The sequence below is a fragment of the Streptomyces sp. NPDC059443 genome (assembly GCF_042750105.1).
GTDB lineage: Bacteria > Actinomycetota > Actinomycetes > Streptomycetales > Streptomycetaceae > Streptomyces.
Window position 1 is genome coordinate 158,738 of sequence record NZ_JBHYVM010000012.1, and the last position, 16,893, is coordinate 175,630.

A 16,893-nucleotide genomic window follows, 5' to 3' on the forward strand; every position below is an offset into this window, starting at 1 on the left:
GGTGCGCGGCGGGGAGAAGGTCAGCTGCGCGCCGGTCGGGCTGTGCTCGGACCTCAGCGGTCAGCCGTCGGCCGTCAGTCGCCAGCCGTCAGCCGTTCGCCGGGGCTCCGGTCAGGGCGCTCTTGGCCTTCCACTGGTCCCACGACAGGTTCCACTCGCCGTAGCCGTTGCCGAGGTCCGCGTTGCCCTTCGAGCCGTCACCCACGACCTCGACCGGATCGCCGGCCTGGGCCCTGGCGTAGAAGGCCTTGGCGTTCTCGTCGCTCATGCCCACGCAGCCGGAACTGGTGTTGGCACGGCCGAAGTTGGCGGTGTTCCACGGCGCGGCGTGCACGTACATGCCCGACCAGGTCAACCGCATCGAGTAGTCGACCATCTTGTCGTAGGCATCGCCCAGGCCCACCGTCTGGGAGTCCATCCGGATGGTGCCCTCCTTGGCCATCAACACCATCTTTCCGTCCCAGGACGCCTTCTTGCCGCCCGGGGTGCCGGCCGACACCGGTATGGTCTCGACGTCCTTGCCGTCCTCGGTGACCGACATCTTCTTCGTGTCGAGGTCCACCTTCACCCGGCGGTCCTTGCCGATCTTGAACTCGGTGTTGTAGTCCTTGACGAACAGTCCGCCGCCGGTGCCGGAGTCCACCCCGTTCAGGTTCATCTGGACCTTCACGTCGGTCCCGGACTTCCAGTACTCCTTGGGCCGCCAGTCCACCCGGTCCTTGCCCGAGTAATCCTTGATCCAGCCCCAGGAACCCTCGGTGTTGTCCGAGGTGGTGACCTTCAGCTGCTTCTCCACCTCGGCCTTGTTCTTCACCGGGTTGTCGAAGACGATCGAGACCGGCATGGCCACGCCCACGGTGCTGCCCTTGGGCACGTTGATCGAGACCTTGTTCACCTTGTCGGCGGCCGTGGTCTTGAACGTGGTGGTCGCGCTCTGGCTGTCGGTGTTCTGCGCCTCGACCTTGTACTCGGCGCCGGCCGACGCGTTGCGCTCCGACTTCCAGGACTTGCCGTCGGCGGCTATCTGGCCGGCCAGTTCACCGCCGGCCGCGTCCGTCACCTTCACCGTCGAGAGGTGTCCCTCGGCGACCGTCACGGTCACCGGCTCGCCGGCCTTGACCGCGTCGCCGGTGAGGTTCACCGATATCGCCATGTCGGCCTTCTTCTTCATCTCCGATTTGGCTCCGCTCCCCGCGGCTCCGGAACCGCCGCCACAGGCGGTCAGCGCGGCGGCCAGCAATACGGTGCCGGCCGCCATGGCGTGGCGGCCGCGCAACGAGAAGGCCCGACGGCTCGGCTGTGCGGTACGGCGTGTGCGGCTCAACGAAAACCCCTCCGAAGTAATGATCGTCCGTCATTGGAGATGCGAACGACCCAACTGTAGGTTGCGCGATATTCGAAAAAGATGAAGGTTTCAGTTGTGACGTGCACCGCAGCGAAACGGTCATCGTCCGGTCACAATCGCCGCGCACTTCGGTCATGGACAGCTGTGAGAGTCCTGTGCATCCCCCCCAACATCCCGGATGCGACCGGATGTACAGGAAGGCCGATCAGCCATGTGCGCACTGCTCGTGACCCCCGCTCAGCAGCTTCAGTACCAGCGTCAGCGTCAGCGTCAGGACGAGCGTAGGGACGAGGGCCGGGACCGGAGCCGGGGTCAGGAGCTCACGGTGCGTTCCCTGTCGGTTCCCGAATATCAGGGATTCCTTTCCCGCCACGGCAGGGCCAGCTTTCTCCAGTACCCGTCATGGGCCGATGTAAAGGACCTTTGGCGCTCGGAAAGGGTCGGATGGCACTGTCCGGACGGTGAAATCGAGGGCGCGGGGTTGGTTCTCTACCGCCAATTCCCCGGCACCCGCAAATACTTCGCCTATCTCCCCGAAGGCCCCGTCGCCGACTGGGCCGACCCGGACCTCGACCGCTGGCTGACCCCCCTCACGGCCCACCTGAAGTCGGCCGGCGCCTTCGCCGTCCGCATCGGCCCCACCCCCGCCTACCGCCGCTGGGACGCGGCCACCGCCAAGGCCGGCACCGGTCCCGGGCGACAGATGTCCGACGTGCTCGCCACCGAGGTCGACCCCGTCGGCGCCGCCCTCGCCGACCGGCTGCGCACCCGCGGCTGGAAGCGCTGCGGGGGCGAGGACGACGGCGACGCCCAGCCGCGCCACGTCTTCCGCGTCCCGCTCGCCGGACGCTCCCTCGACGACGTGTGGTCGGGCCTGAACCAGGAGTGGCGGCGCAATGTGCGCAAGGCCACGAAAGCCGGGGTCGAGACGGTCCTCGGCACCGCGGGCGACCTGCCCGAGTTCTACCGGCTGCTGCGCGTCACCGAGGAGCGCGACGGCTTCAGGCTCGGCCGCTCGCTCGCGTACTACCAGCGGCAGTACGAGGTCCTGAACGCCGAATCGCCCGGCCGCATGCGGCTCTACCTGGGCGTTCACCAGGGCGAGATCCTCGCCGCGCACACCATGATCGTGGCCGGCAGCCGGGTCTGGTACCAGACCGGAGCCTCCGCCGACCACCGCCGAGAGGTCCGCCCCAGCAACGCCCTGCAGTGGCGCATGATGAGTGACGCCCACGCGCTCGGAGCGGACGAGTACGACATGCGCGGGGTACCCTCCACCCTCGACCCCGACGAACGCTCCTTCGGACTGCTGCGCTGGAAGCTCGGCACCGGCGGGCAGGTCGTCGAAACCCTCGGCGAGTGGGAGACCTCGATGGACGGATACGCCAACACGGCGCTCTACAAGGCGTTCCAGGCGTACATGGCCCGCCGGTGACCGTCGCAGCAACCAGACCGGCCGACGCCGGTCACACCGGCGCCGCCCCCGCCGAAGCCGCTCACACGGCACCCGGGAAGACCTCGGTGCTGCGCAGCGGCGCGCTCATGGCGGCCGGTTCGATCGTCTCCCGCGCCACCGGCTTCGTCCGCTCCGCCGTGATCGTCGCCGCCCTCGGCGTCGGACTGCTCGGCGACGGCTACGCCGTGGCCAACACCGTCCCGAACATCCTCTACATCCTGCTCATCGGCGGCGCCCTCAACGCGGTCTTCGTCCCCGAGCTGGTCCGCGCCGCCAAGGAGCACGAGGACGGCGGCGCCGCGTACACCGACCGGCTGCTCACCGCCTGCACGGCCGCGCTGCTGGTCATCACCGCCGCCGCCGTGCTCGCCGCCCCGCTGATCGTCTCGGCGTACACCGGCTACAGCGGCAGCCAGGAGTCCACCACCGTGGCCCTGGCCCGGTACTGCCTCCCGCAGATCCTGTTCTACGGGCTGTTCACCCTGCTCGGGCAGGTGCTCAACGCCCGCGGCCGGTTCGGCGCGATGATGTGGACCCCGGTCCTCAACAACCTCGTCGTCATCGCCGTCTTCGGGCTCTTCCTCTACGTCTCCCGGGACGGCCAGGGAGGCGCCGACGGCCTGACCGCCGCCCAGACCCGGCTGCTCGGCATCGGCACCACCCTCGGCATCGTCGTCCAGGCCCTCGGCCTGGTCCCCTCGCTGCGCGCCGCCCGCTTCCGCTGGCGCCCCCGCTTCGACTGGCGCGGCAGCGGCCTCACCCGCCCGCTGCGCAACGCGGGCTGGCTCGTCATGCTCGTCCTGACCAACCAGCTCGCCTACTGGGTCGTGACCCGGCTCTCCACCGCCACCGGCCGCCACGCCGTCGAGGCGGGGCTCGCGGGCGGCGCCGGATACACCGCCTACAGCAACGCCTACCTGCTGTGGATGGTCCCGCAGGGCATCATCACCGTCTCCCTCGTCACCGCCCTCATGCCCCGCATGAGCGCCGCCGCCACCGACGGGGACCTGGCGGCCGTGCGCAAGGACGTCTCCTACGCGCTGCGTTCCAGCGCCGCCCTCGTGGTCCCGGCCGCCGCGGTCTTCGCGGCCCTCGCGCCCTGGGTGATGGGCAGCGTCTTCGAGTACGGGCGCACCGGCGCCGCCGACGTCGCGGTCATGGCGGGGATGCTGGCGGCCTTCGCGCCCGGCCTGATCGCCTACTCCGCGCAGTACGTGCTCTCCCGCGGCTTCTACGCCCTCTCCGACACCCGCACCCCCTTCTTCCTCAACCTCACCATCGCCGCCCTCAACGCCGGGCTCTCGGCCGCCGCGTACCTCCTGCTGCCCCCGCGCTGGGCCGTCACGGGCATGGCCGCGGCCTGCTCGGTCGCCTTCACCGCGGGCGCCGGCGTCACCGCGTACGTCCTCGCCCGGCGGCTCGGCCCGCGCGCGGGGACCCGTACCGAACGCCGCGGCACCGCGGTACGGACCCACCTGCGGCTGCTGGCGGCCTGCGTACCGGCGGGCGCCGCCGGGTACGCCGCGGCGCGCGCCGCCGACCCGTTCGGGAACTTCGCAGGCGTCGGAGCGGGAACCGCGGTCATCCTCCTCGTCGTCATCCTCCTCGCCGGACCACTGCGGCTGACGGAGATCACCGACCTGCTCGGCTCCGTACGCCGGAAGGTCGGCCTCTAGGGCCTGTGACGCCCCGCTTCCGGCCGCCGCACCTCGGCCGGACGGGGGAGGAAAACGATCGACGAGCTTGGAATACTGACCCGATGCCACGCGTACTGCTGATCGAGGACGACCCTTCCATCCGGGAAGGGGTGGGCCTGGGCCTGCGCCGACGCGGCCACGAGGTGCGCGCCGCCGAGACCGGCGAGGCCGGACTCGCCCTCATGACGAGCTTCCACCCCGAACTCGTCCTGCTCGACCTCATGCTGCCCGGCATCAACGGGGTGCAGGTCTGCCGCCGGATCCGCGAGACCAGCCAGGTCCCGATCATCATGCTCACCGCGCGCGGCGACGACTTCGACATAGTCGTCGGCCTGGAGGCCGGCGCCGACGACTACATCGTCAAACCCGCCCGCACCGAGGTCATCGAAGCCCGCATCAAGGCCGTGCTGCGCCGCCTCGCCGATCCGGCGGGAGGCCGCCCCGACGTCGATCTCCACGGCGAGCTGGCCATCGACCGCGGCGGGCTCACCGTCGCCAAGAACGGCGAGCGCGTCCCCCTCGCCCCCAGCGAGATCAAGCTCCTGCTGCACCTGTCGGCCTCGCCCGAGCAGGTCTTCTCCCGCCAGCAGCTCCTCGAATACGTGTGGGACCACAGCTACCACGCCGACGCCCGGCTCGTGGACGCCTGCGTACGGCGGCTGCGCAACAAGATCGAGGACCCCGATGCCGCCCCCCGCTACATCCAGACCGTGCGCGGGTTCGGCTACCGCTTCGGTCCGCTGTAGGCCCGCGCCGTGAGACGCATCGCACCGCTCGGTCTGCGCACCCGGCTGATGGCCGCCTTCCTGCTGGTCGCGGCGATCAGCGCCGTCAGCACGGCGGCCCTGACCTACCAGCAGGCCCGCAACGCCATCCTCAAGCAGAGCCAGGACACCGCCGTCAGCACCCTGCGGGACCTGATGGACCAGCAGTCCGTACAGCTGCCGCTGGACCAGCAGCAGCTCCAGCGGATCGTCCTCGACCTCGGCAAGCGGGGCCAGCCGCACTCCTGGATCATGTTCGCGGAGTACGGCAGCCTGCGCGCCTCCACCAACCCGGTCCAGGCCACCTCCACGGTCATCACCGACAAGCTCCGCCGCCAGGTGTCCACCCATCCGCACGGAGCCTTCCAGCGGGTGAAGGACCAGAGGGGCACCCCCTACCTCACCATCGGCATGCCGGCCGTCTTCAAGAACAACGGGGCCTACGAGCCCACCGGCGCCGTCTTCTACGTCGCCATGCCCCTCTCCACCGAACAGACGACGGTGGACGCCATGGTCGCCGCCGCGCGGCAGGGGGCCGTCCCCGGCCTCGCCATCGCGGTCATCCCGGCCCTGCTCGCCGCCCGCAGCGTCCTGCGCCCGGTACGGGACATGCGCCAGGCCGCCCAGCGGCTGGGCCGCGGCCGCCTCGACACCCGGATCGAGGTCCGCGGCGCCGACGAACTCGCGGGCCTCGCCCGCACGTTCAACGAGACGGCCCGCGCCCTCGAACAGTCCGTGAGCGAACTCCAGGACGCCGAGGCCCGCGCCCGCCGGTTCGCCTCCGACGTCTCCCACGAACTGCGCACCCCGCTCGCGGGGATGCTCGCCGTCACCGAGGTCCTGGACGAGGACGCGGACCGGCTCGATCCCGACACGGCCTCCGCGCTGCGCCTGATCAGCGCCGAGACCGGGAAGCTCGCCGTCCTGGTCGAGGACCTCATGGAGATATCGCGCTTCGACGCCCGCGCCGCCGAACTCAACCCGGACGACGTGGACATCGCCGAGTTCGTCACCAAGACCCTGGAACGCCGCCACTGGAGCGACGGCCGGGTCGTCACGGACCTCCAGCCCGGCGTCCGGGCCCGGCTCGACCCGCGCCGCTTCGACGTGGTCCTCGCCAACCTGGTGGGCAACGCCCTCAAGCACGGCGACGCCCCCGTCCACGTCACCGTACGCACCGAGGCCGGGCCGAAGCAGAGCGCCGGTGCGTGCGCGGGTTCCGGCGGCGGTGCGGGTTCCGGCGGCGCGCGGCTGCTCGTCGAGGTGGCCGACAGCGGGCCGGGCATCGCCCCCGCGGTGCTGCCGCACATCTTCGACCGGTTCTTCAAGGCCGACGCCGCCCGCACCCGCTCCTCCGGCAGCGGCCTCGGACTCGCCATCACCCTGGAGAACGTCCGGCTGCACGGCGGCACCCTGCACGCGGCCAACGGAGCCGTCCGGGGCGCGGTCTTCACCATCGACATGCCCCTGGAGGTGGAGTCGTGAGCAGGCGATGGACGGCCGTCGCGGCGGCCGCGATGCTCGGCCCGCTGCTGCTCGCGACCGGCTGTGGCATCGCGACCACCGGGGTCGTCGAGAGCGGCGGGGCGGGGACCATGAACGTGGGCGGGCCCCAGTCCACCCTGGTCTACTTCGTCTCGCCCGAGGGCGTGCTCATGCCGGTGACCGTCACCGACATGCCCCAGACCTCGGTCAGCGCCACCCTGGCCACGCTGCTGGCCGGCCCGAACGAGACCGCGCGGGCGGCGGGCCTGACCACCGAGCTCCCGGCCTCGGACTCCCGGGAGTTCGCGGAGGGCGTGATCAAGTTCGGCTTCGGCGACAACGGGCACGACGTCCGTGTCGTCCTGCCCTTCCCGGTCGCCCCCCTGTCCGACCTGGCCCGCCGCCAGGTGGCCTGCACGGTCGCCGCGGCGGTCCACAGGACTCCGACGCCCGAGACCGTCCTCGTCGGCTCCGACGGGAAGCAGGAGACCGTCACCTGCGGGATCCACGACTGACGGGCCGCGCGGCCCCCTTGCGGGCCGGGCCCGCGCCCCGCCACGGTGTGGCGCATGGACCCAGCCGCAGCCCCCGAGCCACAGCACCCGGTGGACGTCGTCCCCGACGTCTTCGACCCCCGCGTCTACGCCGAAGGCGTCCCGCACGACCGCTACCGGCTGCTGCGCGACCACCACCCCGTGGTCTGGCAGCCCGAGCCCGAGGTCCTCGGCTGGCCCGCCGGTCCGGGCTTCTGGGCCGTCACCCGCCACGCCGACGTGGTCCGCGTCCTGCGCGACCACGCCACGTACTCCTCCCACCTGGGCGCCACCCAGATCCGTGACCCCGACCCGGCCGACCTGCCCTTCCTGCGGCGCACCATGCTCAACCAGGATCCCCCCGAGCACGGAAAGCTCCGCCGGACCGTCGCCCGCGCCTTCACCCCGGCCCGCGTCGACGCCTTCGCCGCCCGGGTCCGCGACCGCGCCCGTACGCTGCTGCGCGCCGCCCGCGACGGAGCCGAGGCCGGGACGGCCGACCTGGTGCGGGCCGTCACCGACGAGTACGCGCTCCTGAACCTCACCGACCTGCTGGGCGTCCCGGCCGCCGACCGGGGGCTGCTCCTGGAGTGGACGGTGCGGATCATCGGCTACCAGGACCCCGAGGACGCGCCCGCGCCCCGGCCGGGCCCGGACGGGAAACCGCTGAACCCGCGCTCCCCGGCGCTGCTGGGGGAGATGTTCGGCTACGCCCGCGAACTGGCCGCGCACAAGCGCGCCCACCCCGGCGACGACGTGATGACCGCCCTCGCGCTCGCCGGGCTGGAGGAGGCCGAGCTGGAGATGTTCTTCTTCCTGCTCACCGTCGCGGGCAACGACACCGTGCGCAGCGCCGCGCCCGGCGGCCTGCTCGCCCTGGCCCGCGACCCGGACGCGTACGCCCGGCTCGCCGACGGGCGGGTCCCGGCGGACCGGGCGGTCGAGGAACTCCTGCGCGTCCACCCGCCGGTGCTGAGCTTTCGCCGAACGGCCGCCGTGGACACCGAACTGGCCGGGCAGTCCGTCCGCGCCGGTGACAAGGTGGTGGTCTTCCACGCCTCCGCCAACCACGACGAGCGGGTCTTCACCGAGCCCGGCCGCCTCGACCTCGGCCGCACGCCCAACCCGCACGTCTCCTTCGGCGACGGTCCGCACGTCTGCCTGGGCGCCCACTTCGCCCGGCTCCAGCTGCGCGTCCTCTACGAGGAGTGGCGCGGCGAGATGCCGGCGCCCGAACTCGCCGGGGAACCCCGCCGGTTGGTCTCCAACTTCATCAACGGGATCACACGGCTGCCGCTACGGGTGTCCGGGCCGGCCCGGTGACATCGGCGACCAGCTCCGTGACATCGGGGCCGTACGCATCGGAGTTGATCACCTTCAGCAAGATGCAGAAGGAGTCGCCGCCGTAGGCCTTGGCCAGCTTCCGGTGGTGCCTGGCCAGGTAACGGGCCGCCGCCTGATTGCTGTTGGCGGTCTGCCCGCACAGCAGGAACACCGGTCGGGACCCCTGCCCGGTCGTCAGCCGCGCCAGCAGTACGTACTCGACGAGGCCCTTCTCCCATCGGTACGTCTCCCCGCCGACGGTGATGGCGCCGCGGTCCGGCACCGGCTCGCTGGAGACGATGATCCGCACCCCGGGGAGCATGGAGGCCAGGTGCGCCGTCGTGCGGGTGTTGGAGGACGGCCCGCCCACACAGAACTCGGCCCGCTCGCCGAACCCCTGGCGGGCGCCGTCGTGGGTGACGATCTGCACGTTCGCCCCGCAGTCCTTGATCAGGGCGGATATCTCCAGAAGGGCGAAGGCATCGTTGCGGTGCAGCGAGGAATCGGTGCCGCCCATCTGCCGGTTGACCACGAACAGGCAGTCGGAACCGGTCGGCAGCCCGAAGAAGGCCTGCTTGCGGCGCAGTGCCCGGCGCCACAGGTAGGTCCGGGAGAACCAGCCGAAGCCACCGCTGACGGCGGTGGCCACCACCCCCAGCACGATGTTGCGCACGTCGTCGTTCATGGCGTGGATGTTAACCAGCGTCAGGCAGTCCTGACGCGGGGGGTTCGGTGAAGTTACAGTGCCCAGCCTAGGCCTGGGGCCAGGGGGTCTGACAGGCCGTCGACTGGAGGTACGGATGCGTCGTCCCGCCGCAGCACGTCAGTTAGCGCTCCTCGCACTCGCCGGTGCGCTCGTCTCCACCGGTGCCGCCGCCCCGCCGTCGCAGGCGGCGGGGGCGGGGACTCCGGCGAAGGTGCCGGTGGCCGTCGGGTACGGCGGGGCCGTCGCCAGCGTGGACGCCGACGCCAGCGCCGCCGGGATCGCCGTCCTGCGCTCCGGGGGCAACGCCGTGGACGCGGCCGTCGCGACGGCGGCGGCGCTCGGGGTCACCGAGCCCTACTCCTCCGGGATCGGCGGAGGCGGCTACTTCGTCTACTACGACGCCCGTTCCGGCCGGGTACGGACCATCGACGGGCGCGAGACCGCCCCGGCGACGGCCACCGCCGCGCTGTTCCAGGAGAACGGCCTCCCCATCCCCTTCGCCGAGGGCCAGACCAGCGGCCGCGGCGTCGGAGTCCCCGGCACTCCGGCGACCTGGCAGAGCGCGCTGGACGCCTGGGGCACCCGCCCGCTGGGTCAACTCCTGAAGCCCGCCGAGAAACTGGCCCGCGACGGGTTCACCGTCGACGCCACCTTCCGGGCCCAGACGGAACTCAACCAGGACCGTTTCAAGGACTTCCCGGACACGAAGAAGCTGTTCCTGCCCGGCGGGGCCCTCCCGGTGGTCGGCTCCACCTTCAAGAACCCCGATCTGGCGGCCACTTACGCGGAACTCGGCCGCAAGGGCGCGGGCGCCCTCTACCGCGGCCCGCTCGCCGAGGACATCGTCCGAGCCGTCCGGACGCCCCCGAAGGACCCGGCCGCCACTCGTGTGGTGCGCCCCGGCGACCTGACCACCGCCGACCTGCGCGCGTACGCCACCAAGCGGCAGGACCCGACCCGGGTCGGCTACCGGGGCCTGGACGTCTACAGCATGGCCCCGTCCTCCTCCGGCGGCACCACCGTCGGGGAGGCGCTGAACATCCTGGAGCGCAGCGACCTCGGCTCGCTCTCCGAAGCCCAGTACCTGCACCGCTACATCGAGGCCTCGCGGATCTCCTTCGCCGACCGCGGCCGCTGGGTCGGCGACCCGGCCGCCGAGGACGTGCCCACCAAGGAACTGCTCTCCCAGCGGTACGCGGACACGCGCGGCTGTCTCATCGACCCGGGCAAGGCGCTGACCAGCCCGCTCGCTCCGGGCGATCCGCGACACCCGGTCGCCTGCGGCGGCGCCGGGCAGGCCGCCCCGACCACGTACGAGGGGGAGAACACGACGCACCTGACCGTCGCCGACCGTTGGGGCAACGTGGTCTCGTACACCCTGACCATCGAGTCGACGGGCGGCAGCGCCATCACGGTCCCCGGCCGCGGCTTCCTGCTCAACAACGAGCTGACCGACTTCTCCTTCGCCCCGGCCGCGCCCGGCGTCCCGGACCCGAACCTGCCCGGCCCCGGCAAGCGGCCGCGCTCCTCGATGTCCCCGACCATCGTGCTGGAGGACGGCCGCCCGGTGCTGGCCGTGGGCTCCCCTGGCGGGGCGACCATCATCACCACCGTGCTCCAGACCCTGATCGGGCACCTGGACCGCGGGCTGCCGCTCGTCGACGCCATCGCGGCGCCGCGGGCCAGCCAGCGCAACCAGACCACCACCGAGCTGGAGCCGGGCCTGTGGAACAGCCCGGTCCGCGCCGAGCTGGAGGCGCTCGGCCAGGGCTTCCGGCAGAACCCGGAGATCGGCGCCGCCACCGGTGTCCAGCGGCTGCCCGACGGGCGCTGGCTGGCCGCGGCCGAACCGACCCGCCGGGGAGGCGGCTCGGCGATGGTGGTGCACCCGCACGGGAAGCCGTAGCTGCCCTACGACTACAGGGCGGTGAGGATCCTCGGGCCCTCGGCGGTGATCGCGACCGTGTGCTCCGCGTGCGCGGCCCGGCTGCCGTCGACGGTCCGCAGGGTCCAGCCGTCCGGGTCGTGGGTGTAGTCGTCGGTGCCGCCCGCGATCAGCATCGGCTCGATCGCGATCACCATGCCGGGGCGCAGCTTCATGCCGCGCCCCGGCGGGCCCTCGTTGGGCACGCCCGGCTCCTCGTGCATCGAGCGCCCGACGCCGTGGCCGCCGAAGCCGTCGGGGATGCCGTATCCGGCGGCGCGGCAGACCGTGCCGATGGCGTGGGCGATGTCCCCGACGCGGTTGCCGGGCCGTGCGGCGGCGATCCCCGCCGCGAGGGCGGCCTCGGCGGTTTCGATGAGCCGCAGGTCGGCGGGGCGGGCCCGGCCCACGGTGAAGCTGACGGCGGCGTCGCCGACCCAGCCGCCCAGCTTCGCCCCGCAGTCGATGCTGACCAGATCGCCGTCGCGCAGCCGGTAGCCGTCGGGGATGCCGTGCACGATCGCGTCGTTGACCGAGGCGCAGACGACGGCGGGGAAGGGGACCGGTGCGAACCGCGGCCGGTAGCCGAGGAACGGCGAGCTCGCGCCGGCTTCCGCGAGCACCTCGCGGGCCACCTGGTCGAGCTCCAGCAGGGACACTCCGACGTCCGCCCGGTCCCGGACGGCGGCGAGGGCGTGGGCGACGACGCGCCCGGCGGCGCGCATCTCGTCGATCGACTGGTCTGTCTTCAGATTCACCATGCCAATAACTATACCGGTATAACTTTACCGGGATAGTTATTGGGGTCCGGGGTAGGATGGGGTCATGGTCCGTACCCCCCTCACCCCCGAAGAGCGCGAGCGCGGCGAGCGCCTCGGCGCCCTGTTGCGCGCGGCCCGCGGCGATCGCAGCATGGTCGAGGTCGCGGCCAGCGCCGGGCTCTCCGCCGAGACGCTCCGCAAGATCGAGACCGGCCGGGCCCCGACGCCCGCCTTCTTCACCGTGGCCGCCCTCGCCGAAGCCCTCGGGCTCTCGCTGGACGACGTGATGCGGCGGTGCGCCTTCGTGCCGGTCTGACGGGCCTCCCGGACCCGGCTCCGCCCTTGCCCCGGGCCTCGGCCGATCGGCCGCCCAGGCCTGCCGTTCGGGCGCGCGGGGCGTCTGAACGGCCCAATCGGCGGTGGGACGGCCGGGGCGCGGGGCAAGCGTGAAGCGTGCCAGACATGAACGCATCCGCATCCAAGCGACTCGGTCTCGGAATCGTCGGCGCCCTCCTCGCGGGCGGCCTGCTGCTCGCGGCATGCGCCGCCCCCGAAGGCCGGGCCCACGCCAAAACCCCGGACGAGGTGGTCTTCCGCCACCCGGGCGTCGTCGTCAGCCACACCCAGCTCCAGCACGCGAAGCAGATGATCGCGGCCGGCGAGGAGCCGTGGAACTCGGCGTACCAGGCGCTCCTGAAGAGCCGCTACGCCTCCCTCGACTATGCGGCGCAACCCGCCGACGTGGTGCCCTGCCCCTTCAACTCGGGGCCGCGGTCCTGCCTCGACGAACGGCAGGACGCGATCGCCGCCTACACCCACGCCCTGCTGTGGTCGGTGAACGGCAGGACCGCCCACGCCCGCAAGGCGGTGGAGATCATGAACGGCTGGTCGGCGGTGATGAAGCGGCACGCCGAGGACAACGCCGGACTACAGGCCGCCTGGTCCGGCTCCACCTGGGCGCGGGCCGCCGAGATCATCCACGCCGACTACCCGAACTGGGAGAACGAGCAGGTCACCCGGTTCAAGGAGATGCTGCGCACCGCGTACCTCCCGGCGGTCCGCGCGCAGGTGCCGGCGTACAACGGCAACTGGGAGCTGGCGATGACCGACGCCGCGATGGGCATCGCCGTCTTCCTGGAGGACCAGAGCGTCTTCCGGGAGTCCCTCGATCGGTTCCGGGCGCGCGTCCCGGCGTACTTCTACCTCAAGAAGGACGGCGCGCACCCGGTCGCCCCGCCGCGCACCGGCATCGACTCGCCGGACAAGGTCAAGGCGTACTGGTTCGGCCAGGGGACGTACGTCGACGGCATCGCCCAGGAGACCTGCCGCAACCTCATGCACGTCGGTTACGCCCTCGCCGCGTCCGCGCACATCGCGGAGACGGCGTGGCACCAGGGGGTCGACCTGTACGGGGAGCAGGGCGAGCGGCTCAAGGCGGCGCTGGAGTTCCACTCGAAGTACCAGCTGGGGGCAGAGGCCCCCGGATGGCTGTGCGGGGGCAAGGTGGAGCGCACCATGGGCCCCGACCTGGAGGTGGCGCTCCAGCACTATGAGCTGCGGACGGGCGCGAAACTCCCGTACACGCGCCAGCTGGTCGAGAGGACGCGGCCGGCCGGAACGGACGACCTGTTCGTGGCCTGGGAGACGGTCAGCCACGGGGAGGCGGCCCCGGTGGGCCACTCCCGCTAGGGCCGCGCCTGACGTGGCGCCGGGGTGCGCATAGGGTCGGCCGCATGACGCTTACGGTTGAGGATCTGGGCAGAGCGCGGTACGTCAGTCTCACCACCTTCCGCAAGGACGGCACCCCGGTGGCGACGCCGGTGTGGGCGGCGGCGGACGGTGGCGAGCTGTACGTGTGGACGCGGAGCGATTCGTGGAAGGTCAAGCGGATCCGCAACAACGGGCGGGTCACGGTCGCCGCGTGCGACGTACGGGGCCGCGTGGCGGAGGGCACTCCGGTGGCCGAGGGGGAGGCGCGGCTGCTGGGCGAGGCCGGGCTGGCGCGGGTGCGCAAGCTCATCGCGCGCAAGTACACGTGGCAGTACTGGGTGCTGGACGTGCCGGCCACGCTGGCCCGGCGGGGCAAGCGGCCGCACGAGGCGATCGCCATCACGCTTGACACGACCGCCGTCCAGCTTTGAGATTCCCGTAGCCCGCCCGTAACACGGATGGGATGCAATGCGGGGATGGAGACCGCGACTTCGCTGGTGATCGGTCAACTCTCCGGCTACATGCGGGGGTTGACGCAGAGGCTGGATCCCGGGACGGGCTGGTACGGGGAATTCCTGCGGCGGGACCCGGAGGGGATGCGGGCCTGCCTGGACGGGGCCGCGATGCCGCCGTGGGACGTACTGGAGTCGCTGCTGGGCGACTTGGCCGGTCGGACGGGTCCCGCCGGAGCTCTCGGGGGCACCGATTCGGAGGCGATCGCGCGGGAGGCCCGGTACGCGGCCGGGCTGCGGGCGGCCGCGGTCGAGGCCTGGGACCGGCTGCCCGGCGGAGTCGAGGAACTGCACACCCTGCTGGCCGCGGCCGTCGCGCAGCGGGCGCAGGCGCAGGCTTCGCTGCGCGCGCTGTCGGCCCGGCTCGCCCGGACGGCGGACCCGGAGGTGGCGGAGGCCCTGTCCCGGGAGCTCTCCTGGACCCGTGACGACGCGGCCCGGGCGGCGGCGCGGCACGAGGACCTGACGACCCGGCTCGCGGCGCTCGCTCCGCCGGCGGCCCGGCCCGGATGGGCGGCCCCGCCGACCGAGGAGACCCCGGCGGGGGCCGGCGCTTTCGGGAGCGCTGCTCCGCCCGCCGTCGACCCCCTGGCGGGAGTGCCGAGGCAGCGCTCGGGCGGGATCGGGCAGGGCTCGGGCTGGGCTGAGGGGCGCTCCGGCGGGCTTGAGCAGGGCTCCGGCTCGGCTGAGGGGCCTTCGGGCGGGCCCGAGCAGCGCTCCGGCGGGGCCGCGCAGGGCTCGGGTGGGCTCGCGCAGGGCTCCGGCGGGCCTGGGCAGGGCTCCGGCGGGGCCGCCGGGGTGGGGGCTCCGGTCGGCCGGGCCGAGGGGCGCTGGCTGCGCGGAGCCCGGCGGAGCGGCGGAGCCAGGTTCGCGGGCGCGGCGGTCCCCGAAGCCCAGGCGTTCACGCCGCCGCCAGGGGCCCCGGAGACCGAAGCCCCCCTCCGCGGCGCCCGTTTCGGCCGGCCCGCCCGCGCGGCCGACGCCGCGGCCGGGACGGAGCCGGTCGCCGCAGCCGGCCCCGCCGCAGCCGAAGCCGCAGCCTGGGCGGAGCCCGGCGCCGGTCCCGCAGCCGGGCCCGCACCTTGGTCGGAGCCCGCAGCCGGGCCCGCACCCGGGGTGGAGCCCACCGCGCGCCCGCCCCGGGATCCCGTCGGCGGGATCGTGGCCGCGCTCATCGCGCTGCGCGCGCAAGGGCGCAGCGGGGAGGCGCACGCGCTGCTCTGCGAGGCCGCCGCTGGGCCCGTGGAGTGGCTGCCGGGGCTGGGGGAGGAGCTGGTCCGGGCCGGGCTGGCGGCCGACTGGGCCACCCTGCTCTGGGAGGCGGCCTCGCTGCCGCCCGCCCGGTTCGCCGCGGCCGCCGTCGCACTCGGCCCGGCCGACTGCGCGGCGCTGCTGCGCCAGGGCGCCGCCCGGCCCGCCGCGGAGATCGCCGAAGCCGCCCTCGCGCTCGGCAACGCCGGCCGGAGCCACGAGGCCGACGCCCTGCTCGAAGCCTTCGTCAGGGTCCGCACCGCCGAGGAGTCGGCCCGCCTCGCCCGCCGGGATCCGCAGTGGTTCGCGCCCCGTCTGCTCCGCGTGGCCGAAGCCCTCTCGCGGACGCACCACCGGGATCTGCTGCACGCACTCCGCGTCGCGAAACTGCCCGTCTCCTGACCGATAACGACCAGGTGCCGACGTAGCGGCGACGTCTCTTGATCGACTACTCCAACCGCGCAAGGCGGTCTTGCCCCACGCTGCGCCGAGGCCTACCTTCAACTCCCTACGCGCAGCCGTGCACCCGCCCTCTACGTGCGTAGAACTCGGCGTACCCGTCGCGAGGAGCAGCTCATGGCCCAAGTCGTCCGCGCCGCACTCGTCCAGGCCACCTGGACCGGAGACACCGAGTCGATGATCGCCAAACACGAGGAGCACGCCCGTAGGGCCGCCGCCCAGGGTGCGCGGATCATCGGCTTCCAGGAGGTCTTCAACGCCCCCTACTTCTGCCAGGTCCAGGAACCCGAGCACTACCGCTGGGCCGAGGCCGTCCCCGACGGCCCCACCGTGCGGCGCATGCAGGCGCTCGCCCGCGAGACCGGCATGGTGATCGTCGTACCGGTCTTCGAGCTGGAGTCCGAGGGCTTCTACTACAACACCGCCGCCGTCATCGACGCCGACGGCAGCTACCTCGGCAAATACCGCAAGCACCACATCCCTCAGGTCAAGGGCTTCTGGGAGAAGTACTACTTCCGCCCGGGCAACCTCGGCTGGCCGGTCTTCGACACCGCCGTCGGTCGGATCGGCGTCTACATCTGCTACGACCGCCACTTCCCGGAAGGCTGGCGCGAACTCGGGCTGGCAGGCGCCCAGTTGGTATACAACCCCTCCGCCACCTCCCGGGGCCTGTCCGCTTACCTGTGGCAGCTGGAACAGCCCGCCTCCGCCGTGGCCAACGAGTACTTCGTCGCCGCGATCAACCGCGTCGGCCAGGAGGAGTACGGAGACAACGACTTCTACGGCACCAGCTACTTCGTCGACCCGCGCGGCCAGTTCGTCGGGGAGGTGGCCAGCGACAAGGAGGAGGAACTCCTCGTCCGGGACCTCGACTTCGACCTGATCAAGGAGGTCCGCGACCAGTGGGCCTTCTACCGCGACCGTCGCCCCGACGCCTACGGAGGGCTCGTACAGCCGTGACCAACCC

15 protein-coding genes are annotated in these 16,893 nt (G+C 72.5%); 12 read left to right on the forward strand and 3 right to left on the reverse strand.

Going from position 1 to position 16,893, the window contains the following annotated elements; genetic code table 11:
- Positions 1-88 precede the first annotated feature (88 nt).
- On the reverse strand, positions 89-1,258 hold the full coding sequence (locus tag ACFXDJ_RS14700) for an Ig-like domain-containing protein (RefSeq protein ID WP_384651029.1): 1,170 nt from the start codon (positions 1,256-1,258) through the stop codon (positions 89-91).
- Between the two features lie 298 nt (positions 1,259-1,556).
- Here ACFXDJ_RS14700 and ACFXDJ_RS14705 point away from each other — a divergent pair, with 298 nt between their 5' ends.
- The 6 genes from ACFXDJ_RS14705 to ACFXDJ_RS14730 all read left to right on the forward strand — a co-directional run bounded on the left by ACFXDJ_RS14705 (position 1,557) and on the right by ACFXDJ_RS14730 (position 8,603).
- A complete protein-coding gene (locus ACFXDJ_RS14705; protein ID WP_384650978.1) occupies positions 1,557-2,780 on the forward strand; it encodes a lipid II:glycine glycyltransferase FemX in 1,224 nt (407 codons plus the stop codon).
- Entirely contained in the window at positions 2,777-4,477 is a 1,701-nt protein-coding gene (murJ, locus tag ACFXDJ_RS14710; RefSeq protein WP_384650980.1) for a murein biosynthesis integral membrane protein MurJ, read from the forward strand. Before ACFXDJ_RS14705 ends, murJ begins: the two co-directional genes overlap by 4 nt.
- 83 nt (positions 4,478-4,560) lie before the next feature.
- Positions 4,561-5,244: a response regulator gene (locus tag ACFXDJ_RS14715; RefSeq protein WP_384650982.1), complete on the forward strand. Its 684-nt coding sequence runs from the start codon at positions 4,561-4,563 to the stop codon at positions 5,242-5,244.
- Between the two features lie 48 nt (positions 5,245-5,292).
- The gene (locus ACFXDJ_RS14720; protein ID WP_384849145.1) at positions 5,293-6,747 is read left to right on the forward strand and encodes an ATP-binding protein; all 1,455 of its coding nucleotides are present in this window, start codon (positions 5,293-5,295) and stop codon (positions 6,745-6,747) included.
- Entirely contained in the window at positions 6,744-7,262 is a 519-nt protein-coding gene (locus ACFXDJ_RS14725) for a hypothetical protein (protein ID WP_384650984.1), read from the forward strand. The genes ACFXDJ_RS14720 and ACFXDJ_RS14725 overlap by 4 nt, the downstream gene beginning before the upstream one ends.
- 54 nt (positions 7,263-7,316) lie before the next feature.
- Positions 7,317-8,603 carry a cytochrome P450 gene (locus ACFXDJ_RS14730; RefSeq protein ID WP_384650986.1) on the forward strand — a complete coding sequence of 429 codons (1,287 nt, stop codon included), beginning with the start codon at positions 7,317-7,319 and terminating at the stop codon, positions 8,601-8,603.
- Here ACFXDJ_RS14730 and ACFXDJ_RS14735 read toward each other — a convergent pair.
- The gene (locus ACFXDJ_RS14735; protein ID WP_384650988.1) at positions 8,563-9,288 is read right to left on the reverse strand and encodes a hypothetical protein; all 726 of its coding nucleotides are present in this window, start codon (positions 9,286-9,288) and stop codon (positions 8,563-8,565) included. The two genes, ACFXDJ_RS14730 and ACFXDJ_RS14735, sit on opposite strands and share 41 nt — an antisense overlap.
- A gap of 115 nt (positions 9,289-9,403) precedes the next feature.
- Here ACFXDJ_RS14735 and ggt point away from each other — a divergent pair, with 115 nt between their 5' ends.
- Entirely contained in the window at positions 9,404-11,215 is a 1,812-nt protein-coding gene (gene ggt / locus ACFXDJ_RS14740; protein WP_384849132.1) for a gamma-glutamyltransferase, read from the forward strand.
- Positions 11,216-11,226: 11 nt separating this feature from the next.
- On the opposite strand, the gene map is transcribed toward ggt, so the two are convergent.
- A complete protein-coding gene (gene map, locus ACFXDJ_RS14745) occupies positions 11,227-11,994 on the reverse strand; it encodes a type I methionyl aminopeptidase (protein WP_384650992.1) in 768 nt (255 codons plus the stop codon).
- 64 nt (positions 11,995-12,058) lie between these two features.
- Between map and ACFXDJ_RS14750 the strand changes: the two genes are divergently transcribed.
- From ACFXDJ_RS14750 to ACFXDJ_RS14770, 5 genes are all read left to right on the forward strand, one after another.
- Positions 12,059-12,310, forward strand: coding sequence for a helix-turn-helix domain-containing protein (locus ACFXDJ_RS14750; RefSeq protein ID WP_384650994.1), 252 nt, complete (start codon positions 12,059-12,061; stop codon positions 12,308-12,310).
- Positions 12,311-12,456: 146 nt separating this feature from the next.
- Positions 12,457-13,683, forward strand: a complete 1,227-nt coding sequence (locus ACFXDJ_RS14755; protein ID WP_384650996.1) for an alginate lyase family protein — start codon at positions 12,457-12,459, stop codon at positions 13,681-13,683.
- Positions 13,684-13,727: 44 nt separating this feature from the next.
- Positions 13,728-14,135: a PPOX class F420-dependent oxidoreductase gene (locus ACFXDJ_RS14760; protein ID WP_384650998.1), complete on the forward strand. Its 408-nt coding sequence runs from the start codon at positions 13,728-13,730 to the stop codon at positions 14,133-14,135.
- Positions 14,136-14,180: 45 nt separating this feature from the next.
- The gene (locus ACFXDJ_RS14765; RefSeq protein ID WP_384651000.1) at positions 14,181-15,869 is read left to right on the forward strand and encodes a hypothetical protein; all 1,689 of its coding nucleotides are present in this window, start codon (positions 14,181-14,183) and stop codon (positions 15,867-15,869) included.
- 174 nt (positions 15,870-16,043) lie between these two features.
- Positions 16,044-16,886 (forward strand): nitrilase-related carbon-nitrogen hydrolase, encoded by an 843-nt coding sequence (locus tag ACFXDJ_RS14770; protein ID WP_384651002.1) that lies wholly within the window; start codon positions 16,044-16,046, stop codon positions 16,884-16,886.
- Positions 16,887-16,893: the final 7 nt, after the last annotated feature.